Here is a 21,443-nt window from a genome sequence, read left to right as displayed (position 1 = left end):
TAGAACCATATCATCACAAGTGGTCAGACCTCCTACAAGCAAGGGAGCTTTTCTTTATGATGATTTTGAGCATTCTCGCAACCGTTGTTCTGCTCGGTGTGTTGTTCTATCACCGCGTAAGTTTATTCCTGAGCAGCCTGATTCTTCTGGCCTGGACGGCTGCGCTTGGCGTCGCAGGTCTCTGGACTATCTGGCTTTTAGTCCCTCTTGCCATCATCCTTCTGCCGTTTAACTTTGCCCCGATGCGTAAATCAATGATTTCTGCACCGGTGTTCAAAGGCTTCCGCAAGGTGATGCCGCCCATGTCGCGTACTGAAAAAGAAGCGATTGATGCGGGCACCACCTGGTGGGAAGGCGACCTGTTCCAGGGTAATCCGGACTGGAAAAAGCTGCATAACTACCCGCAGCCGCGTCTGACCGCGGAAGAACAGGCGTTTATTGACGGCCCGGTAGAAGAAGCCTGCCGTATGGCGAACGACTTTGCCATCACCCATGAAATGGCCGACCTGCCGCCAGAGCTGTGGGCCTACCTGAAAGAGCATCGCTTCTTCGCGATGATCATTAAGAAAGAGTACGGCGGTCTGGAATTCTCCGCTTACGCTCAGGCTCGCGTGCTGCAAAAGCTGGCAGGCGTTTCCGGGATCCTGGCGATCACCGTTGGCGTACCAAACTCCTTAGGCCCGGGCGAGCTGCTGCAGCATTACGGTACGGAAGAGCAGAAAGATCATTACCTGCCGCGTCTGGCTCGCGGTCAGGAAATTCCTTGCTTCGCGCTGACCAGCCCGGAAGCAGGCTCCGATGCGGGCGCGATTCCGGATACCGGCGTGGTCTGCATGGGCGAGTGGCAGGGCGAGCAGGTGCTGGGCATGCGCCTGACCTGGAACAAGCGTTATATCACGCTGGCCCCTATCGCCACCGTGCTGGGTCTGGCCTTTAAGCTCTCTGACCCGGAAAGACTGCTGGGCGGCGAAGAAGATCTGGGCATTACCTGTGCGCTGATCCCAACCTCCACCCCGGGCGTTGAGATTGGTCGTCGTCACTTCCCGCTGAACGTGCCGTTCCAGAACGGTCCAACCCGCGGCCAGGATATCTTTGTGCCGATTGATTACATCATCGGTGGTCCAAAAATGGCCGGTCAGGGCTGGCGTATGCTGGTGGAATGTCTGTCGGTGGGCCGCGGCATTACCCTGCCGTCGAACTCAACCGGCGGTCTGAAGTCGGTGGCGATGGGGATTGGTGCCTACGCGCACATCCGCCGTCAGTTCAAAATCTCCATCGGCAAGATGGAAGGTATCGAAGAGCCGCTGGCGCGTATCGCGGGCAACGCCTACGTAATGGACGCTGCCGCCACGCTGATTACCTACGGCATTATGCTGGGCGAAAAACCGGCCGTACTGTCGGCCATTGTGAAGTACCACTGTACCCACCGCGCGCAGCAGTCAATTATTGACGCGATGGATATCGCGGGCGGTAAAGGCATTATGCTCGGCGAAGGCAACTTCCTGGCGCGCGGCTATCAGGGCGCACCGATTGCCATCACCGTGGAAGGGGCAAACATCCTGACCCGCAGCATGATGATCTTCGGTCAGGGCGCAATTCGCTGCCATCCATACGTGCTGGAAGAGATGGCCGCGGCGCAGAACAACGACGTGGATGCCTTCGATAAGCTGCTGTTCAAACATATCGGTCACGTGGGCAGCAACAAGGTGCGCAGCTTCTGGCTGGGCCTGACGCGCGGTCTTACAAGTTCGACGCCAACCGGCGATGCAACCAAACGTTATTATCAGCATCTGAACCGTCTGAGCGCCAACCTGGCCCTGCTGTCCGACGTTTCCATGGCGGTACTGGGCGGCAGCCTGAAGCGTCGCGAACGTATCTCTGCCCGTCTGGGCGATGTGCTGAGCCAGATCTTCCTGGCCTCTGCGGTCCTGAAACGTTACGACGACGAAGGCCGTCAGGAAGCGGATCTGCCCCTGGTGCACTGGGGCGTGCAGGATGCGTTGTATCAGGCTGAACAGGCGATTGACGATCTGCTGGCGAACTTCCCGAACCGCTTCGTGGCAGGCGCCCTGCGCGTGGTGATCTTCCCGACCGGTCGTCACCATCTGGCACCGTCCGACAGGCTGGACCACAAAGTGGCGAAGATCCTGCAGGTTCCGAGCGCAACCCGTTCCCGTATCGGTCGCGGTCAGTACCTGGCACCGACGCCGCATAACCCGGTGGGTCTGCTGGAAGAGGCGCTGCTGGACGTGATGGCCGCCGATCCGATTCACCAGAAGATCTGTAAACAGCTGGGCAAAAACCTGCCGTTTACCCGTATGGACGAACTGGCAAAACAGGCACTGGCCGGTGGCATTATCAGTAAAGATGAGGCCGCTCTGCTGGTGAAAGCCGAAGAGAGCCGTCTGCGCAGCATTAACGTGGATGATTTCGAACCGGACGAGCTGGCGACGCAGCCGGTAAAGCTGCCGGAGAAGCACCGCAAACCTGAAGCGGCATAACGCGTTTCGCTTATACAAACCCCGCCTCGCGCGGGGTTTTTTATTGCCACATTTTCTCGTTATGTCGTGCTACAGTGTCAAAAAGTGGTCGTTTGAGGAGCCTGTATCGTGCCTGGTCTGAAGATTTCTATTTTGCAGCAACCTTTAGTGTGGATGGATGGCCCCGCCAACCTGCGCCACTTCGATCGTCAACTCGAAGACATTACCGGGCGTGATGTGATTGTCCTGCCGGAAATGTTCACCACCGGCTTCGCCATGGAAGCGGCAAAACAGTCAATGCCGCAGGAGGAGGTGGTCGCCTGGATGCATGCCAAAGCGCAGCAGACCAACGCGCTGATTGCCGGTAGCGCCGCGCTGCAAACGGAGCGCGGCCCGGTGAACCGCTTCCTGCTGGTCGAGCCGGAAGGAAAGGTGCATTTCTACGACAAGCGCCACCTGTTCCGTATGGCGGATGAGCACCATCACTATGAAGCCGGTAACGAACGCGTGGTGTTCGAGTGGCGCGGCTGGCGTATTCTGCCGCTGGTCTGCTACGACCTGCGCTTCCCGGTGTGGTCGCGTAACCGCAACGATTACGACCTGGCGCTGTATGTGGCCAACTGGCCTGCACCGCGCTCCCTGCACTGGCAGTCGCTGCTCGTGGCGCGCGCGATTGAGAACCAGGCGTACGTGGTGGGCTGCAACCGCGTGGGGACGGACGGCAACGGGCATCACTATCGCGGCGACAGCCGGGTGGTGAATCCGCAGGGCGAGATCATCGCCACCGCCGAGCCGCATCAGGCGACGCGTATTGATGCGGAGCTGTCCTTGACGGCGCTGAAGGAGTACCGGGAGAAGTTTCCGGCGTGGCAGGATGCGGATCCTTTTAGCATTGAGTGAAAAAAAAGCCGGGTGGCAGCTACGCCTTACCCGGCCTACCAATGTTGCTCGCTTCTTTTAACTCACCAACGCCTGCCCGTCTTTGCGGCTTTCCGTCGCGGCCACGTAGTGTCCTTCCGGCAGGCGGTAAATCACCTGCGCACCACCGAAGTTGTAATCCTGAAGCGGATCTTCCACCACGATCTGATGCCCGCGCTCGCGCAGCGCGGCAATCGTGTTGCGATCGAACGTCGATTCAACGATCACCTCCCTGCCCTGCACCACGCGCCAGCGCGGCGCATCGATTGCCGCCTGCGGGTTTTGCCCGTGCAGCATGATGCGCAGCGCCATCTGCATGTGCCCCTGCGCCTGCATCGGGCCGCCCATCACGCCGAAGGACATCAGCGGCTTGCCGTTGCCGTCCATCGCAAAGCCCGGAATGATGGTGTGGAACGGGCGCTTGCTCCCCGCCAGCGCGTTCGGGTGCTTCGGATCCAGCACAAATCCGCAGCCCCGGTTTTGCAGGCTGATCCCCGTATCCGGCACCACAATGCCTGAACCGAAGCCCATATAGTTGGACTGAATAAACGAGACCATCATCCCGCTGGCGTCCGCGGTGCTGATGTAGACCGTGCCGCTCTGCGTCGGGGAACCGTAGACAAAATCAGATGCGCTGTCGTGGTTGATCAGCGCCGCGCGCGACTTCAGGTAATGGTCGCTCAGCAGCTCTTTCGCCGCAAACGCCATGTGTGCTTCGTCTGCCACGTAGCGGTCGAGATCCGCCAGCGCCAGCTTCATTGCCTCGATAGAGAGATGCAGAGACTGCACGGAATCCGGATGATGCTTCTCAATGCCGCACTGCTCAAGAATGCCGAGCGCAATCAGCGTGGCGATCCCCTGCCCGTTTGGCGGCAGCTCCTGCACCGAGCCGCCCGCAAAGTCGCGTGACAGTAGTTCTACCCAGTCCACGCGGTGGTTGGCCAGATCCTCGGCCGTCAGGTGCGCGCCATGCTCTCTGGCGAAGGCGGCAATTTTCTGCGCCAGCTCACCGCGGTAAAAGGCTTCGCCGTTGGTGCGGGCAATCAGCTCAAGCGAGCTCGCCTGCGCCGGGTTACGGAAGATCTCCCCCACCCGCGGGGCGCGGCCTTCCGGGGCGAAACAGGCGCTGAAGCCCGGCTGATCTTTCAGCTTGTTATAGCCGCGCTGCCAGAGATGCCCAATCAGCGGGGAGACCGGGAAGCCGTTGCGCGCGTAGTCAATGGCAGGCTGCGCCAGGGTGGTCAACGGCAGCGTTCCGAAGCGTTCCGCCAGGGCGACCCAGCCGGATACCGCCCCCGGCACGGTTACCGCGTCCCAGCCGATTTCGGGCACCGCGTTTTTTCCGGCAAACAGATCCGCGTGCCAGCTCGCAGGCGAACGACCTGAGGCGTTCAGGCCGTGCAGCTTTTCACCGTCCCAGACGATAGCAAAGGCGTCGCTGCCGATCCCGTTGCCGGTCGGCTCGACTACCGTCAGCGCCATCGCGGCGGCAATGGCGGCATCCACGGCATTTCCCCCCAGCTGCAGCATTTTCATTCCCGCCTGCGCCGCCAGCGGCTGAGACGTCGCAACGGCGTTATGGCCCAGCATCGGCGGGCGGCGTGAAGCGTAACCGGACGTAAAATCTAGCGCTTTGGTCATCATGACTCCTTAGTCATGGCGCGGATCGAGCGCATCGCGCAGCCCGTCGCCGAGTAAATTAAAGCCCTGCACGGCAAGGAAAATCGCCACGCCGGGGAAAATGGACATCCACGGGGCCTGCTCAAGAAAACCTTTGGCGGTGTTGAGCATGGAGCCCCAGGACGGATTGGGCGGCTGCTGTCCCAGCCCCAAAAAGGACAGGCTGGCTTCAGCGATTATCGCCGAGGCAATCGCCAGCGTGGCCTGCACCAGAATCGGCGACATCACGTTGGGCAGAACGTATTTGATGATGATCCAGCGATCCGGCAGGCCAATTGCCCGCGCGCCGTCGATGTACTCTTCGTTACGAATGGCGATCACCTGACCGCGCGTCAGGCGGGCGAAGATCGGCATCGCGGAAAGGCCGATGGCGATCATCGCGTTAGTCAGGCTCGGGCCCAAAAACGCCCCCAGCGCGATCGCCATGATCAGGAACGGGCAGGCCAGCAGCGCCTCGATCACGCGCGAGATGACGCCGTCCCAGATCTTTTGGAAGTAACCCGCCACCAGCCCCAGCGGCACGCCGATAACCACGGCAATCACCACAGACATACAGCCCGCCATCAGCGAGGTGCGCGCCCCCCAGATAATGCGGGATAAGATGTCTCGCCCCAGCTCGTCGGTGCCGAACCAGTACATCGCCGACGGCGCTTTGCGCACCGCCAGGAAGTTGGCTTTGACCGGGTCGAACGGGGCGATCCACGGCGCCAGCAGCGCCACCAGCACAAAGAACCCCACCACTGCCGCGCCAATGACCGCGCTTTTATTGGCGAGGAATTTTTTCAATACCCGGTTTTGCGCCCGCGGCAGTGCGGGCGCAACGGTTTGGGTCGTCATTTCCGCCATCGTTAGCCTCGCATTTTCGGGTTGATAAGGACGTAAAGCACGTCGGCCAGCAGGTTGAGCATCAGGAAGCCGATGGCGACGATCAGCACCACGCCCTGCACCACCGCGTAATCACGGTTAAATACCGAATCGACGATCATCTTGCCGAAGCCCGGAATGGTGAACACCTGCTCGGTCAGCACCGCGCCGCCCAGCAGTTCGCCAAACAGCAGCGTGGTGAGGGTGATCACCGGCACCAGCGCGTTGCGAAAGGCGTGCTTTAAGATCACCGCCTTCGGCAGCAGCCCTTTCGCCCGCGCGGTACGGATGTAATCCGCTTTCAGCACGGCAATCATCGAGGCGCGGGTGTGGCGCATCAGCGTCGCCGCCAGGCCGGTTCCGAGCACGGACGCGGGCAGCAGCAGCGTGCGCAGGTTCTGGAGCGGGTCTTCACTGAACGGCACGTAGCCGGACGCAGGGAGCCACTGCAGGTTTACCGAAAAGACCAGAATCAGCAGGATCCCCAGCCAGAAGTGCGGGATCGAGATCCCCGAGATCGCCACGAAGTTCGCCCCGTGATCGACCCAGCTGTTTTTGTTCACCGCCGCGAGGATCCCCATGCTGATGCCAAACACCAGCGCGATAATCATCGCCAGCAGCGACAGCTCAAGCGTCACCGGCAGCTTGCTGGCAATCAGCTGCGTCACCGGCTCGTGCGTGCGTAAGGAGACGCCCAGATCGCCCTGCAGCGCCCGCGTCAGCCAGTGGAAATACTGCACCGGGATCGGGGCATCGAGGTTCAGCTCCGCACGCAGCTGAGCGATGACTGCCGGGTCGCGCTCCTCGCCTGCCATGGCGATCAGCGGGTCGCCGGGCAGCAGCTTTTGCAGCCCAAACACCATCATGCTCACCAGCAACAGCGTCGGGACGGCCAGCAGCAGACGTTTGCAAATCAGTTCCAGCATGGGCTCTCCTCAGGACGTTTATTTCGCCAGCGTTAAGCCAGCCAGACGCACGATGCCGTCCGGGTACGGCTTAAAGCCCTGCACGCTTTTGTTCAGGCCAAAAATACGCGGCTCGAAGTAGAGGTAGGCAATCGGCATGTCGGTTTGCAGCTGCTTCACCACCTTGTCGTACAGCGGCTGGCGCGCGGCCTGGTCGGTACTCTGGCGCGCCTGGGTCAGCCACTCATCGACCTGCGCATTGCTGTAGCGGCCGTCGTTCAGGGTGCCTTTGCTGTTGATAAAGCCGTAGATGCTGCCGTCCGGATCCGGGCGCCCCGACCAGCCGGAGAAGCTCAGCTGATAGTCCCCGCTCTGCTGGCGGTCCAGCAGCGTGGCGAATTCGGTCATCTGCAGGTTCAGGTTAAAGCCCGCCTCGGCGACCATCGCCTGCAGCACCTGCCCCACCTGCTGTGAGGTGGGGTTGTTCGGCACCAGCAGGTTGACGGTCAGCGGCGCGCTGACGCCTGCCGCTTTGAGCAGCGCTTTGGCCTTGTCGACGTCACGCGGCGGGACCGGCAGGTTGACGTGATACGGGCTGACCGTCGAAAACGCCTGGTTGGCTGGCGTATACAGTCCTTCAAAGACCACCTGGTTTAGCGCATCGCGGTCGATAGCCTGCGAGAAGGCCTCGCGCACGCGGGCATCTTTGAACGGGTCGTTGGCCGGCACCTTGCCGTTATTGATGTTGAAGGTGATGCCCTGATAGCCCAGGCCCGTTACCTTCGCCAGCGCCAGCTTGCTGTCGGCCTCGACGGTTTTCACGTCGCTGGCAGCAATCCCTTCGGTCAGATCGAGATCGCCCGCGCGCAGGTTTGCCAGACGCACGGAGGCATCCGGGATCGGCAGATAGATGATTTTGTCGAAGTGGTAGGCGTCTTTGTTCCAGTAGTTTTCGAAGCGGGTCAGCACGATGCGGTCCTGGGACACGCGGCTGTCGAATTTATACGGGCCGGAACAGACCGGATGGGCGGCAAAGTCAGGCTTTTTTGCCGCTTCAGGGGCCATCATCGCGCCCGCGCGGTCGGTGAGCTGCATCAGCAGTGCCGCATCGGGCGTCTTCAGGTGCAGGGCAATCTGCATCGGACCGGTGACCTCGACCGATTCAACGGAGGAGATCTCGCTTTTACGCAGGGAGCCTTTTAAGGTCAGGGCGCGGTCGAGGTTGTATTTTGCCGCGGCGGCATCGAATTTCTCACCGTCGTGGAAGGTCACGCCTTCGCGCAGGTTGAGCGTCAGGGTTTTACCGTCGTCACTCCACGCCCAGTCTTTGGCCAGACCGGGGACGACCTTCAGGTTTTCATCCACATCCACCAGCCTGTCGCACAGGGAGGCAAAGACGAAGCGGCCATAGTAGGTGCGCGCCAGATGCGGGTCGAGCATGTCCGGGTCTGCCCCCAGGCCAATACGCAGCACGCTTTCAGAATGGGCGGGCAGCGCCGCGCCAAGCAACATAACACTTCCCAGTACGGTCAAAAGAGAATTACGCATTGTCATTATCATGAGTTCCTTGAAGGAAGGGACGAGTGGGTGGCCGCGTGTTCAAACAGCGCGCGGCGGCGCAGAAAAGCAGCGGATGGCGGTGCGATCTGGATAACGCTGCGATCGCGGTTGATCTCCTGCCAGCGATGACAGGCAACCTGACGCCCGCCGTCGAGCACCTGATTAATCGGCTTGACCTGACGGCATTCGTCAGTGACGTACGGGCAGCGGGTGTGGAAACGGCAGCCGGACGGCGGACTGGCCGGGTTCGGTAAGTCCCCCTGCAGCAGCGGCGCGTCGCGTTCAGCGCCCGGCTGCATCTGCGGCGCCGAGGCGATCAGCGCCTGGGTATAGGGGTGCAGCGGTGCGTCAAAGATCTCATCGACGCTGGCAAGCTCGACGATTTGCCCGAGGTACATGACCGCCACGCGGTCGCTCATATGGCGAATAACAGCCAGACCGTGGGCGACAATCACCATCGTCAGCCCCAGCTGGTGCTTCAGGCTTTCCAGTAAATTGACCACCTGCGCCTGCACCGACACATCCAGCGCGGATACCGGCTCATCGCCCAGCAGCAGCTTTGGTCCTGAGGCCAGCGCGCGCGCAATGCCGATACGCTGGCGCTGCCCGCCGGAAAACTCGTGCGGGTAGCGCCCGGCCCAGGCGGCGGGCAGGCCCACGGTCTTAAGCAGTTCGGCAACGCGGTACTGCCGGTCCCCTTTCTTCATGTTCTGGTGCAGCCACAGCGGCTCACCGACGATCTGCTCCACCGTCATGCGCGGGTTCAGGGAGGCGAAGGGATCCTGAAAGATGATCTGCAGCTCGCGGCGGAGCTGATTGAGGCGCGCGCCCGAGGCGTGGGTGATCTCTTCCCCCTGATAAAACACGCGCCCTTCGCTGGCGGCCAGCAGGCGCAGCAGCAGGCGGCCAAGCGTGGATTTTCCGGAACCGGACTCGCCGACAATCGCCAGCGTTTCGCCCGGCATGACGGCAAGCGACACGCGATCGACCGCCGTCACAAACCGGGCGGGGGTAAAGAGTTTTTTCGGGCCGGGGAAAAGCTTGCTGAGATCCCGAGCTTCCAGAATGGGCGTGGTCATGCGGTCTCTCCCAGGGCGATGTGGTGTTCGAGCGGCACGCGGAAGCAGGCAACCCGATGGCCCGCGCCGAGCGTGGTGAGCGGCGGTTTTTCATCATGGCAGCGCGACTGCGCAAACGGGCAGCGCGTTGCGAAACGGCAGCCTTGCGGCATGGATTCCGGCAGCGGGACCGATCCGGGAATAGTGGAAAGCGGGCCCTTGCGTGCGCCAAGGGAGGGGATCGAGCCCATCAGGCCGATGGTGTACGGGTGCTGCGGGTCGGCAAATATCGCCTCGACGCTCCCCTGCTCTACCACCTGTCCGGCATACATCACCGCCACCTGCTGCGCCACTTCAGCCACCACGCCTAAATCGTGGGTGATCATCAGCACCGCCGTGCCGGTTTCCTCTTTCAAGGTGTTGAGCAAGGCGAGGATTTGCGCCTGGATGGTGACGTCGAGCGCGGTGGTGGGTTCGTCGGCAATCAGCAGTTTAGGGTGGTTGATCAGCGCCATGGCAATCATCACGCGCTGGCGCATGCCGCCGGAAAGCTGGTGCGGATACGCCTTGAGGCGCATCTCTGCTGCCGGAATCTGCACTTTCTCGAGGATCTGCAGCGCGATCTTCATCGCCTCTGCGCGCGAGACGTCCTGATGACGCATAACCGCCTCGCTCAGCTGATCGCCCAGCGTAAACGCCGGATTGAGCGAGGTCATCGGCTCCTGGAAAATCATCGCCAGCTCGCTACCGCGCAGATCGGCATATTCCCGCGGCGAGAGCTTGCGCAGATCGTGGCGACGAAACTGAATCTCCCCGCTGACGATCCGTGCGCTGGCGGGCAGTAACCCCATCAGCGCCAGGGAGGTGATACTTTTCCCACAGCCGGATTCTCCCACCAGCGCCAGCGTTTCGCCCGCCCTGACGGTCAACGAGATACCGTCAAGCACGCTTACCGGCGAGCCCGCGAACGTAACGTTGAGGTTTTTTACTTGCAATACGGGCGTGGCGTCCTTAAAGGGGATTGTCGTCATGGCGTGAAGTCGTCCTCGAGGTGGATCGCCTGAATCAGGGCGGTTTGCAGGCTGAGCAGGTGTTCGCGCATCGCGGTCGCGGCCTCGTTAGGCTGGCGATGGATAATGGCAGCCATGATCTTGTGGTGGTGGTCGTTATAGCTATCGACACGCTCGGGGGTGCGTGCCAGCTCGCGCAGATGCTGCCAGCCCGGTTCACGCCGCACGGCATCAATGGCATCAAACAGGCCGAGCATCAGGCGGTTGCCCGCCGCTTCCGCAATGGCGCGGTGAAAAGCGCTATCCCACAGTTCGTTGAGATCGCGGTCATCCGGGCTGACTTTGTCGATGCGTTCCAGCATGCGCTGCATGAGCGCAAGGTTTTCCCTGGTGGCACGCAGTGCCGCAAGCCGGGCTAAGCCGGGTTCGAGCTGCAGACGAGCTTCCATCACTTCCAGAAGGTTGGTTTGCTGAACCAATCCCTGAAGGGCCAGCGGTTCAACGGGTGCAGCCGGGCCGATAAAGGTCCCTTTGCCCTGCTTACGCCAGATGCGCCCCTCTTCTTCCAGCACGTCCAGCGCGCGACGCACTTCACGTCGTCCTACGCCGAGTGTGTCCGACAGCTCACGTTCCGTGGGCAGCGGAGTGCCTGGTGTTGACTCGTGCTGGTTGATTAGCCCGCGCAGCTGTTCAAGCGCGGTGCTGGAATTGGCCAGAAACCGTGACGGTTTTTCCATATTGGTTCGCTCGCTTTCATCATTGCTTTATTTTTATTAACGATAAGTTATTGATATGGAATGACGCTTATCGTGCTAATGATTAAGCAATAACCAAACCAATCTGCAATTGGTTCAGTAATTTTTTGCATAGCGGGTTATAAGCAGATGATTCTGTATGAATTCTTTTTTACAGAGAGACACAATCTGACTCGTGCCTGAATAGCCGGCGGTGGAAAAATGCACAACAACAGTGCAAAGAATGCACTAATGATGTGCAATTGTTAATTAATTGCACTATTGATATTAACTTTTTGTTAACTACAAGTCAGAAGAGAGGGAATGGAATCACAGCTGGCTGAAACGACGAAGGCCTGAATCATTTCTGATTCAGGCCTTCTGAATATTGGCGGAACGGACGGGACTCGAACCCGCGACCCCCTGCGTGACAGGCAGGTATTCTAACCGACTGAACTACCGCTCCACTGTTCCCGTTTGGGGAACGAGGCGCATATTACGGTGCGCCTCCGATCTCGTCAACGCTTTTTCTCGCGTTTTGAATCGTTTGCTGCAAAAATCGCCCAAACGATGATTTTACAGGCGTTCCGGCGTTTTTTCAGGCACGCCAGAGACAGCTGCCGCCCTTCTTCTGCACCAGATCAAGACGGGATTCGTGATTAAGCAGCTCTTCATCACTGGCTAAAACAACCCGCAGCCGACTTGCCTGACGGACGACACGCTGAATACCCGCTTCGCCCTGCGTTTGCTGCGACTCATTTTCCATACTGAACTTCATAGACGTCTGCCCACCGGTCATCGTCAGATAGACATCGGCGAGGATCTGGGCATCGAGCAACGCCCCGTGGAGCGTTCGTTTGGTATTATCTATCTCGTAGCGCGAACACAGTGCATCCAGGCTGTTACGCTTGCCGGGGAACATTTTCCTCGCCAGCGCCAGACTGTCTGTCACCTTACAGAAGGTGTTCGTCTTCGGGATATCACGATTAAGCTTGCTGAATTCATAATCCATAAAGCCGATATCGAACGAGGCGTTATGGATAACAAGCTCAGCGCCCCTGATGTATTCCAGGAATTCGTCAGCCACGTCCGCAAAAGTCGGCTTGTCCAGCAAGAACTCATCGGCAATACCGTGAACGCCGAACGCTTCGGGATCCACCAGCCGATCGGGCTTGAGATAGACGTGGAAGTTGTTCCCCGTAAGACGACGGTTCACCACTTCAACGGCGCCGATCTCAATGATCTTATGCCCTTCGTAGTGCGCGCCGATCTGGTTCATACCGGTGGTTTCGGTATCGAGGACGATCTGGCGAGTAATTGCAGTGCTCATAGCGGTCATTTATGTCAGACTTATCGTTTAACTGAACGTTTCAAATACAGGAAGTCTACCAGAGATGCGTAAACAGGTAGAAATTTTCACCGATGGATCTTGTCTCGGCAACCCGGGTCCCGGCGGCTACGGCGCGATTATGCGTTATCGCCAGCATGAAAAAACTTTTAGCCAAGGCTATTTTCTGACCACCAACAACCGGATGGAGCTCATGGCGGCCATTGTGGCGCTGGAGGCACTAAAAGAACATTGTGACGTGGTGTTAAGTACCGACAGCCAGTACGTTCGTCAGGGAATTACCCAGTGGATCCATAACTGGAAAAAACGCGGCTGGAAGACTGCCGATAAGAAACCGGTCAAGAACGTCGATCTCTGGAAACGGCTTGATGCCGCCCTGGGCCAGCACCAGATCAAGTGGGAGTGGGTTAAAGGGCACGCCGGTCATCCGGAAAACGAACGCTGTGACGAACTGGCGCGTGCGGCAGCCGCTAACCCTGCGCATGAGGACGCGGGCTATCAGCCTGAATCCTGATCAGGGCTTTCTGTACTGCCGCGTGGCGCCAACGGTCTGGCGGATCGGCGTTTTCGATTTGCTCTGCTTCATGGGATTAAGCGTAAGGGGAATGGTTCGCTTACGCGCGACGATAAACTGCATGCAGCCTAAGGCAGGCAAATGCGTGCTCAACAAGACGCCCCCCTGCCGCGCCCAGGGCAGCATCTGAAAGCCGCCGTAGCAGAGCACTTCGAAGTTAAGCAGTGACAGCCAGTCGAGCTGGCGCATCATGGTGAACATCCGGCTGTTGTAAGGCGGCGTCCGGCGCAGCACCGGTACCAGCTTTCGCAGGCCCATCAGGCTCAGCGGGTTGAATCCGCTCAGCACCAGCCAGCCGTCATCAATCAGCACGCGATCGGCTTCGCGAAGCAGACGGTGCGGATCGCTGCACCAGGGTAACGTATGTGCGAGCAAACACGCATCAACGGATTTTTCCGCAAACGGCAGATGTAACGGGTCTGCTTTCACCTGAACCGGCGATCCGCCGAGAGAGACGTTCACCTGATGCGAGATAGCGCAGCTTTCGGTATTGATTTCCGCGCTGAGATTGCCAATCTTAAGCAGGTGAAAGCCATACATTTTCGCGAGCCAGGGCTTCAGCTGTTGCTCTAACGCCTCGCGATAGTATTCACCCCAGGGCAGTTCCGCCCAACGTTCCGGTGCTGCGACAGTCTGAGGTATCCTTGCCGGTTTCATCAACACACCCGCCACGCTATAAGAGGTAATGTATGAATCTTATCAGTATTTCTTCTTTTGAGGACAATTACATCTGGGTTTTGGTTGACGATGAACGTCGATGCGTCATTGTCGATCCCGGAGAATCCGCCCCCGTACTGCGCGCAATAGAAGAGAACGGCTGGCAGCCGGAAGCCATTCTGTTGACGCATCACCATAACGATCATACGGGCGGTGTACCTGAACTGCGTACCCATTTTCCGCATGTTGTGGTTTACGGACCGTCAGAGGCACAAGATAAGGGTGTTACGCAAGTAGTCGAAGAAGGCGAAAAAATCCTCATACGCGAGTGGGAGTTTTCCGCATTTGCCACACCGGGTCACACTTTGGGACATCTGTGTTTCTACAGTAAGCCTTATCTTTTTTGCGGTGACACGCTGTTCTCAGGGGGCTGCGGAAGGCTGTTTGAAGGAACACCAGCGCAAATGTATCAGTCTTTACAGAAGATTAACGCATTACCCGATGACACCGTTATCTGTTGCGCGCATGAGTATACATTAGGAAATATGAAGTTTGCCGTCAGCCTGTTGCCTGAGGATCGGGCGATTCAGGATTATTATCACAAAGTGAAGGAGTTACGTGCAAAAAACCAAAACACACTCCCCGTAATTCTGAAAAACGAGCGCCAAATTAATTTATTTTTGCGAACAGATGATATTGATTTAATTAGCAAAATTAACCAAGAAACAAATTTGCAACAACCAGAACAGCGATTTGCATGGTTAAGGTCAAAGAAAGATAACTTCAGATAATTGCTGGTTGCCTTTTCAAAAATTCGCCGTTATCATCGCTCGTCTTTTAAGCAACTATTGACACACACATGAAGGCAAAAGCGATATTACTCGCCTCTGTCCTGCTTGTAGGTTGCCAGTCGCAGAACGGCAGCAACGTACAACAGCACGCACAGAGCCTTTCTGCAGCTGGTCAAGGGGAAGCAGGGAAGTTTACAAGTTCGGCGCGCTGGATGGACGATGGGACATCTTTCGCGCAGGAGCAAGACTTGTGGACCTCTATTGGCGACGAGCTAAAGATGGGAATTCCGGAAAACAGCCGGATTCGCGAACAGAAACAGAAGTATTTAAGTAATAAGAGCTATCTCCACGATGTAACGTTACGGGCAGAGCCGTATATGTACTGGATAGCCGGGCAAGTTAAGAAACGTAACATGCCTATGGAGCTGGTACTCCTACCCATAGTGGAGAGCGCTTTTGACCCACACGCGACGTCTGGCGCCAATGCCGCAGGCATTTGGCAGATCATTCCGAGCACCGGGCGAAACTATGGTCTGAAACAGACCCGCAACTATGATGCGCGTCGCGATGTTGTCGCTTCAACGACAGCCGCTCTCGACATGATGCAACGTCTGAACAAGATGTTTGACGGCGACTGGCTGTTAACGGTCGCAGCGTACAATAGCGGCGAAGGTCGTGTACTGAAGGCAATGAAAGCGAATAAAGCACGGGGTAAATCCACCGATTTTTGGTCGCTCTCACTGCCACAGGAAACAAAGATTTACGTACCGAAAATGCTGGCTTTGAGCGATATTCTCAAGAACAGCAAGCGTTACGGTGTACAACTGCCAACACCAGACGAAAGTCGTGCACTGGCGCGTGTTCGCCTCAGCAATCCTGTTGATATTCAACAGGTTGCTGATATGACGGGTATGTCGGTAAGTAAATTAAAAACCTTTAATGCTGGCGTTAAAGGCTCGACGCTGGGGGCGAGTGGCCCGCAGTATGTAATGGTTCCGCAGAAACATGCTGAGCAGTTACGTGAGTCTTTAGCTTCGGGTGAAATCGCCGCCGTTCAGTCAACGCTGATCGCGGATGCATCATCAGTTAACAGCCGCAGCTATAAGGTTCGTTCAGGTGATACGCTTTCGGGCATTGCGTCACGTCTTGGCGTGAATGCGAAAGATCTGCAGCAGTGGAATAACCTGCGCAGTTCAGGCCTGAAAGTGGGTCAAACTCTGACGGTGGGTGCAGGTAGCAGCGCACAGCGTCTCGCCAGCAACAGCGATAGCATTACCTATCGCGTGCGCAAGGGTGATTCGCTGTCCAGTATCGCAAAACGTCACGGCGTGAACATCAAAGATGTGATGCGCTGGAACAACGATACTGACAATTTGAAACCGGGCGACCAGCTGACGCTGTTTGTGAAGAACAGCGCGACGCCAGACTCCTGATAACACGACCGAAAGATAAAAAGGCACCGATTCCCCTCGGTGCCTTTTTTGTTTATCCCGCTTTTTGCGCTTCCGCCATGATGGTATCGCTGGTAAATGAACCATCGTCCTGCAGTTCAAAGTACGCCTTCACCTCTGCCGACGCACTCTCCTGATACAGCCTGATAGCCTGGCTTAATGCTTCCGGGGTGCGCATACGCGCAATCCACGAGCTAAACTCCAGCGGTAAACGGTCTGTGATTAACGATCGCGCGATCAGCCCCGCTTCCGTGATAAGCGATAACCACTCTCCGCTGGCGTAGTTTTGCACATGGGAGGTGTCGCGCAGCGCTTCCACCGTCTGCAGCCAGATATTACGTACCGGATGCCCAGGTGACATGACATCCATAATAATGAAGATGCCACCCGGCTTCAGAACGCGTTTGGCTTCGCGTAATGCCTGGCCAACATCATGCCAGTGGTGCGCGGAATAACGGCTGATCACCACCTCAAACGAGGCATCATCAAAAGGTAAGGATTCGGCATAGCCCTGGCGCGTATCGATGTTGCCCAGTCCCTTCGCTTTCGCCGCTTCAGCAACCACCTCCAGCATCTGGCTGGATAAGTCATATGCGGTTACGTGCGCCACCTGCTGCGCAGCCGTGAAGCTGGCATGCCCTGCCCCACAGCCTAAATCCAGCACGTGCGCCTGCGGGAATGCCGACAGGCGCTCACCGAGGCGTACCAGATCGCGACCTGAAGCGTGCACGGCGCTGCTCAGATAGGCATTTGCCTGAGAACCAAACTGTTTTTCTACGTTGTCATGATGGGAGTGTGTTGTTGTCATCGTACTGTCCTTTGTGGGTTAAAAATAGAAGGGCAGCACCCGCGCAGGTCTGCCCCACGGCAGACCTGACACACCATTATTTATCAGGTTTGCCGGGACTGAATTCGACTAGTAGAGGGTTATGATCGGAGGCGCGCGTCACCAGCACAGAGGCGTCGTGCACGCTTAAACCACGGTAGAAGACAAAATCGAGAGGACGACCAAAGGCTTTTTTGCGCTGGTCATCGCTAAAACGGACTTCACGCAGCGACATTTCGCGCGCAAAGCGGTACAGCGCATTCATGCGCGGGCGACTCCAGGCATTGAAATCACCGGCCATAATGATCGGCCCACTGTGATGCGCAATCTGATCGCCGATCGGAAGTAACTGCTTACTATATACATCCACGCCCAGGCTGAAGTTTACCGCGTGGATATTCACGACCATCAGCATACGGGTATCCGGCAGTGGATAGACCGTCACTAGTGCCGATTTCGCCAGACGCAGGATAGGCTCGCGTTCGCGCAGTGGACAACAATAGACCGGATGTGCTGCTGAAAGCGTCATCACCCCCGAGGGGTGCTGAGGCAGAACAAAGGCCGGTACCTGGTCGGCGGCAAGATAGTGAGTGGTGGCAAACCGGACCAGCTCAGGGGTGGTTTGCGCCTCCTGGAGCAGAACCAGATGGGCATCTTTGCCAAAATTCTTGAGTACCGATAACCACTCCGCACGCTGCTGCTTAAAGATATTCCACACCAGTACGCGGATTTTTTCATCGCTGCTTAACGGTGTGCCGGCGGGTAATGCCTGACTGATGCTCGCAAACGACCCCGGAGGCAAGATCCTCTCCGCGGGCATTCCGGCAACATAACGCATGGCATAGGTATTTTTTCGCACTTTTGGAAACAGCCTCTGTAACATGAACCAGTCCGGAAAACGGACTGGTTCTAATGTTATAGGGACTTTAGGTCACACTTTCAACGCAATTTCTGAGAAACCGCTTTCCAGTTTTGTAAGCCAGCGCTTACTGATGTTACCCCAGCGCAATGCGGGCTGGCTTATCCAGACGTCCGCTCAGGCCAATCAGCAGGAAGGCGATCAGGACAATCACCGCGCCAATCCACGGGGTCTGGGTCAATCCGAAGTGCTCGACGGTTTGTCCGCCAATAATTGAACCCAGCGCAATACCAATATTAAATGCGGCAATGTTCAGCCCCGATGCCACGTCCACCGCATTTGGCGTATAAAGCTCAGCTTTCTGTACAACGTAGACCTGAAGCCCTGGCACATTACCAAAAGCGAAGATCCCCATGACCAGTACCGTGACCAGCGCGGCGTACTGTATCGAGGCGGTGAACTGGAAAATCATCAGCAGAACAACCAGCGCGGCGAAGATGAATTTCAGCGCCGGCACCGCACCATGCTTATCCGCAAGCTTGCCGCCCCAGATATTGCCAATCGCAACGGAAATACCGTACCCCAGCAAGATCCAGCTCACGGCGTTGGGAGAGAAGCCCGCCAGGTCCTGCATCATCGGTGCCAGGAAGGTAAAAGCAGTGAATACGCCACCATAGCCCAGCGCCGTAACCGCGTAGATGATCAGCAAACGCGGATGCGTAAGTACCTTCAGCTGATCGCTCAAGCTAGCGCTGGCCCGGCCTGGAATATTCGACGGCACCAGCAGCAGGCTGGTCACCAGGGCAATGACGCCCAGTAGGGAGACGGCCAGGAACGTTTCACGCCAGCCGAAGTGTTGTCCGATAAACGTGCCCAACGGTACGCCCGTAACGAGTGCAACGGTCAACCCACCGAACATGATCGCAATGGCGGATGCCGCTTTCTCTTTGGGTACCAGGCTGGTTGCAATAGTAGAACCAATCGAGAAGAACACCCCGTGAGCAAGGCCGGTCAACAGCCGAGCGATGACCAGCGTGGTGTAGTCCGGCGCCTGCCAGGCCACCACGTTGCCGGCAGTGAACAGCACCATCAGTGCAACTAACAGCTGCTTACGTGGGAAACGTCCTGTCAGGGCCGTCAGGACTGGCGCACCGACGGCAACGCCCAGGGCGTAGATAGACACCAGCAATCCGGCGGAGGGCAGCGAGATCGCAAGCTGGTTAGCAATGGTGGGAACCAGTCCCACGATAACAAATTCGGTCGTGCCAATTGCGAAGGCACTGATCGTCAGGGCAAGTAGCGCCAGTGGCATAAAATACTCCGTATCATCAGGATTAAGATGACAGGCAGTATGCGTCAGTGCTTAAATAACAAAAATGGTCAAAATCTCAATAGAATTTTGCGGGTGGTGCAACAATGAAAGCAACGTCAGAAGAGCTGACAATCTTTGTCGCCGTGGTTGAAAGCGGCAGCTTTAGCCGCGCGGCCGAACAGCTGGGACAGGCTAACTCAGCCATCAGCCGCTCGGTAAAAAAGCTGGAGATGAAGCTTGGGGTGAGTCTGCTCAACCGAACGACGCGGCAGCTGAGCCTGACGGAGGAAGGTGAGCGTTATTTTCGCCGCGTGCAGTCGGTACTGCAGGAGATGGCCGCAGCAGAGACCGAGATTATGGAGACCCGCAGCACGCCGCGTGGGTTACTGCGCATTGATGCAGCCACGCCGGTTGTGCTGCACTTTCTGATGCCGCTAATCAAACCTTTCCGTGAACGCTATCCGGAGATGACGCTCTCTCTGGTCTCGTCCGAGACGTTTATTAACCTCATCGAGCGAAAGGTAGATGTGGCGATCCGGGCGGGAACCCTGACGGATTCCAGCCTGCGGGCCCGCCCGCTGTTTGCCAGCTACCGTAAAATTATCGCGTCGCCACAGTATATTGCTGAACATGGCAAACCGGAGACGGTTGAGGAGTTGAAAAAGCATTTGTGCCTGGGCTTTACGGAACCCGTTTCGCTAAATACCTGGCCCGTCGCCTGCCCTGACGGTCAGTTGCATGAGATCACCTGCGGGTTGTCGTCCAACAGCGGGGAGACGCTGAAGCAATTGTGTCTTGAAGGCAACGGTATCGCCTGTTTGTCTGACTATATGATTGATAAGGAGATTGCGCGGGGTGAACTGGTGGAATTGATGGCCGATAAACGCCTGCCAGTCGAAATGCCTTTTAGCGCGGTGTATTACAGCGACAGAGCGGTGAGTACGCGCATTCGTGCCTTTATCGATTTTCTGAGTGAACATATAAAAACAGCTCCCGGAGGAGCTGTGTGAGGGTTCAGGTTACAGAGGGTGGGTCAAACTTAATCCCAGTTTGGTGCTAAGCCTTCCGGGCTGACCAGGCGATCGTTGCACTCCAGGGCTGCGATCGCTTTTTTATCGTCAGCATCCAGATGAAGATCCGTTGCTAACAGGTTGCTCGCCAGGTTTTCACGCTTAGTGGATGATGGGATCACGGCATAACCTTCACCCATTGCCCAAGCCAGTATTACCTGCGCAGCCGTCGCATTATGCTTCTCGGCGATACGGATAATCACCTCATCTTTCAGCGCCTTACCGTAGGCCAGCGTCATGTATGAGGTGATGTGGATCCCATGCTGTTTTGCCCAGTCCACCACTTTGCGGTTTTGCAGATATGGAGAGAGCTCAATCTGGTTGGTCGCAATATTTTCTGCGCCAACAGCAGCAATGGCCTTTTCCATCAGCGGAATCGTGAAGTTGGAGATCCCAATTTCGCGGGTTAAGCCCTGCTTTTTCGCTTCCAGCAGCGCCTGCATGAATTCTTCCACGGAGACGGCATCGTTCGGTGATGGCCAGTGGACCAGCGTCAGATCCACGTAGTCAGTACGCAGTTTTTTCAGGCTTTCTTTCAGGCTTGGGATCAGCTTGTCTTTGCTGAGATTCTCAATCCAGATTTTCGTGGTAATAAACAGCTCATTACGCGGCACACCGCTCTCTTCGAGGGCTTGGCCAACGGCAGCTTCGTTTTCATAGATCTGCGCCGTATCAACAGCACGATAGCCCAGTTCGAGTGCGGTTTTAACTGATGCGATAACAACGTCGTCTTTCAGGCGGAAAGTGCCCAGACCAAATGCAGGGAGAGTCATACTATTCCTCAATCATTATGTTCGTAAACTGAGGACGATTATCGCTGGCGGTGTTATAGAGAAAAAGATCGCAAAATGCAGAGGATTTTTGCTGATTTCGCAATAATTAAACGTCAGATAAGAAAAAAGCCCTGAGCGTTAGCTCAGGGCTTTTAATAAGTGGCGGAACGGACGGGACTCGAACCCGCGACCCCCTGCGTGACAGGCAGGTATTCTAACCGACTGAACTACCGCTCCACCGAAGACTGCTTGTAACCACCGGATTAATGCACCGGCTTACTACTAAATTTGATGCCTGGCAGTTCCCTACTCTCACATGGGGAGACCCCACACGACCATCGGCGCTACGGCGTTTCACTTCTGAGTTCGGCATGGGGTCAGGTGGGACCACCGCGCTAAAGCCGCCAGGCAAATTCTGTTAATCTGTATCAGGCTGAAAATCGTGTCTGTCTCTTCGCCAAAACACCTTCGGCGTTGTAAGGTTAAGCCTCACGGTTCATTAGTATCGGTTAGCTCAACGCATCGCTGCGCTTACACACCCGACCTATCAACGTCGTCGTCTTCAACGTTCCT

Annotated in this window: 19 protein-coding genes, 2 tRNA genes and 2 rRNA genes; 6 read left to right on the top strand and 17 right to left on the bottom strand. The window is 57.2% G+C overall.

Annotated features, from left to right (window positions below):
* Positions 1–56 precede the first annotated feature (56 nt).
* A complete protein-coding gene (gene fadE, locus ACOTXI_RS12655; protein WP_058654077.1) occupies positions 57–2,501 on the top strand; it encodes an acyl-CoA dehydrogenase FadE in 2,445 nt (814 codons plus the stop codon).
* Positions 2,502–2,609: 108 nt separating this feature from the next.
* On the top strand, positions 2,610–3,380 hold the full coding sequence (locus tag ACOTXI_RS12650; RefSeq protein WP_008500265.1) for an amidohydrolase: 771 nt from the start codon (positions 2,610–2,612) through the stop codon (positions 3,378–3,380).
* Between the two features lie 57 nt (positions 3,381–3,437).
* Here the strand turns inward: ACOTXI_RS12650 and ACOTXI_RS12645 are convergent, their stop codons facing one another.
* The 9 genes from ACOTXI_RS12645 to dnaQ all read right to left on the bottom strand — a co-directional run bounded on the left by ACOTXI_RS12645 (position 3,438) and on the right by dnaQ (position 12,539).
* On the bottom strand, positions 3,438–5,039 hold the full coding sequence (locus ACOTXI_RS12645; RefSeq protein WP_058654078.1) for a gamma-glutamyltransferase family protein: 1,602 nt from the start codon (positions 5,037–5,039) through the stop codon (positions 3,438–3,440).
* 9 nt (positions 5,040–5,048) lie between these two features.
* Entirely contained in the window at positions 5,049–5,924 is an 876-nt protein-coding gene (locus ACOTXI_RS12640; protein WP_023343413.1) for an ABC transporter permease, read from the bottom strand.
* 2 nt (positions 5,925–5,926) lie between these two features.
* Positions 5,927–6,868, bottom strand: coding sequence for an ABC transporter permease (locus ACOTXI_RS12635; RefSeq protein WP_008500268.1), 942 nt, complete (start codon positions 6,866–6,868; stop codon positions 5,927–5,929).
* 18 nt (positions 6,869–6,886) lie between these two features.
* A complete protein-coding gene (locus ACOTXI_RS12630) occupies positions 6,887–8,401 on the bottom strand; it encodes an ABC transporter substrate-binding protein (RefSeq protein ID WP_072205852.1) in 1,515 nt (504 codons plus the stop codon).
* Between the two features lie 2 nt (positions 8,402–8,403).
* Positions 8,404–9,486 carry an ABC transporter ATP-binding protein gene (locus ACOTXI_RS12625; protein ID WP_008500271.1) on the bottom strand — a complete coding sequence of 361 codons (1,083 nt, stop codon included), beginning with the start codon at positions 9,484–9,486 and terminating at the stop codon, positions 8,404–8,406.
* Entirely contained in the window at positions 9,483–10,496 is a 1,014-nt protein-coding gene (locus ACOTXI_RS12620; protein ID WP_058654079.1) for an ABC transporter ATP-binding protein, read from the bottom strand. The genes ACOTXI_RS12625 and ACOTXI_RS12620 overlap by 4 nt, the downstream gene beginning before the upstream one ends.
* Positions 10,493–11,212: a FadR/GntR family transcriptional regulator gene (locus tag ACOTXI_RS12615; protein ID WP_021242871.1), complete on the bottom strand. Its 720-nt coding sequence runs from the start codon at positions 11,210–11,212 to the stop codon at positions 10,493–10,495. Before ACOTXI_RS12615 ends, ACOTXI_RS12620 begins: the two co-directional genes overlap by 4 nt.
* Before the next feature lie 386 nt (positions 11,213–11,598).
* Positions 11,599–11,675, bottom strand: a tRNA-Asp gene (locus ACOTXI_RS12610).
* A 132-nt stretch (positions 11,676–11,807) separates the two neighbouring features.
* Positions 11,808–12,539 (bottom strand): DNA polymerase III subunit epsilon, encoded by a 732-nt coding sequence (gene dnaQ / locus ACOTXI_RS12605; protein WP_025912581.1) that lies wholly within the window; start codon positions 12,537–12,539, stop codon positions 11,808–11,810.
* Positions 12,540–12,603: 64 nt separating this feature from the next.
* On the opposite strand from dnaQ, the gene rnhA reads away from it, so the two are divergent.
* A complete protein-coding gene (gene rnhA / locus ACOTXI_RS12600) occupies positions 12,604–13,071 on the top strand; it encodes a ribonuclease HI (protein ID WP_021242869.1) in 468 nt (155 codons plus the stop codon).
* On the opposite strand, the gene ACOTXI_RS12595 is transcribed toward rnhA, so the two are convergent.
* On the bottom strand, positions 13,072–13,788 hold the full coding sequence (locus ACOTXI_RS12595) for a class I SAM-dependent methyltransferase (RefSeq protein ID WP_058654080.1): 717 nt from the start codon (positions 13,786–13,788) through the stop codon (positions 13,072–13,074).
* 32 nt (positions 13,789–13,820) lie between these two features.
* Here ACOTXI_RS12595 and gloB point away from each other — a divergent pair, with 32 nt between their 5' ends.
* A complete protein-coding gene (gene gloB / locus ACOTXI_RS12590; RefSeq protein ID WP_103786851.1) occupies positions 13,821–14,579 on the top strand; it encodes a hydroxyacylglutathione hydrolase in 759 nt (252 codons plus the stop codon).
* A gap of 68 nt (positions 14,580–14,647) precedes the next feature.
* Entirely contained in the window at positions 14,648–16,012 is a 1,365-nt protein-coding gene (mltD, locus tag ACOTXI_RS12585; RefSeq protein ID WP_023293221.1) for a murein transglycosylase D, read from the top strand.
* A gap of 52 nt (positions 16,013–16,064) precedes the next feature.
* Here mltD and ACOTXI_RS12580 read toward each other — a convergent pair whose 3' ends face one another.
* The 3 genes from ACOTXI_RS12580 to ACOTXI_RS12570 form a co-directional block, all read right to left on the bottom strand.
* Positions 16,065–16,838: a class I SAM-dependent methyltransferase gene (locus ACOTXI_RS12580; RefSeq protein ID WP_021242866.1), complete on the bottom strand. Its 774-nt coding sequence runs from the start codon at positions 16,836–16,838 to the stop codon at positions 16,065–16,067.
* Positions 16,839–16,914: 76 nt separating this feature from the next.
* The gene (locus ACOTXI_RS12575; RefSeq protein ID WP_025912579.1) at positions 16,915–17,715 is read right to left on the bottom strand and encodes an endonuclease/exonuclease/phosphatase family protein; all 801 of its coding nucleotides are present in this window, start codon (positions 17,713–17,715) and stop codon (positions 16,915–16,917) included.
* Positions 17,716–17,851: 136 nt separating this feature from the next.
* Positions 17,852–19,027 (bottom strand): MFS transporter, encoded by a 1,176-nt coding sequence (locus ACOTXI_RS12570; RefSeq protein ID WP_008500282.1) that lies wholly within the window; start codon positions 19,025–19,027, stop codon positions 17,852–17,854.
* 104 nt (positions 19,028–19,131) lie between these two features.
* On the opposite strand from ACOTXI_RS12570, the gene yafC reads away from it, so the two are divergent.
* The gene (gene yafC / locus ACOTXI_RS12565; RefSeq protein WP_008500283.1) at positions 19,132–20,037 is read left to right on the top strand and encodes a DNA-binding transcriptional regulator YafC; all 906 of its coding nucleotides are present in this window, start codon (positions 19,132–19,134) and stop codon (positions 20,035–20,037) included.
* A gap of 29 nt (positions 20,038–20,066) precedes the next feature.
* On the opposite strand, the gene dkgB is transcribed toward yafC, so the two are convergent.
* From dkgB to ACOTXI_RS12545, 4 genes are all read right to left on the bottom strand, one after another.
* On the bottom strand, positions 20,067–20,870 hold the full coding sequence (dkgB, locus tag ACOTXI_RS12560; protein ID WP_008500284.1) for a 2,5-didehydrogluconate reductase DkgB: 804 nt from the start codon (positions 20,868–20,870) through the stop codon (positions 20,067–20,069).
* A gap of 160 nt (positions 20,871–21,030) precedes the next feature.
* A tRNA-Asp gene (locus ACOTXI_RS12555) sits at positions 21,031–21,107 on the bottom strand.
* A gap of 56 nt (positions 21,108–21,163) precedes the next feature.
* Positions 21,164–21,279, bottom strand: a 5S ribosomal RNA gene (rrf, locus tag ACOTXI_RS12550).
* 69 nt (positions 21,280–21,348) lie between these two features.
* Positions 21,349–21,443, bottom strand: a 23S ribosomal RNA gene (locus tag ACOTXI_RS12545); the annotation flags it as partial.

The sequence above is a fragment of the Enterobacter cloacae complex sp. BZL2005 genome (assembly GCF_049238885.1).
Classification (GTDB): Bacteria; Pseudomonadota; Gammaproteobacteria; order Enterobacterales; family Enterobacteriaceae; genus Enterobacter; species Enterobacter roggenkampii.
The sequence above is the reverse complement of the archived record's forward strand: the minus strand, read 5'-3'. Positions and strand labels throughout refer to the sequence as shown.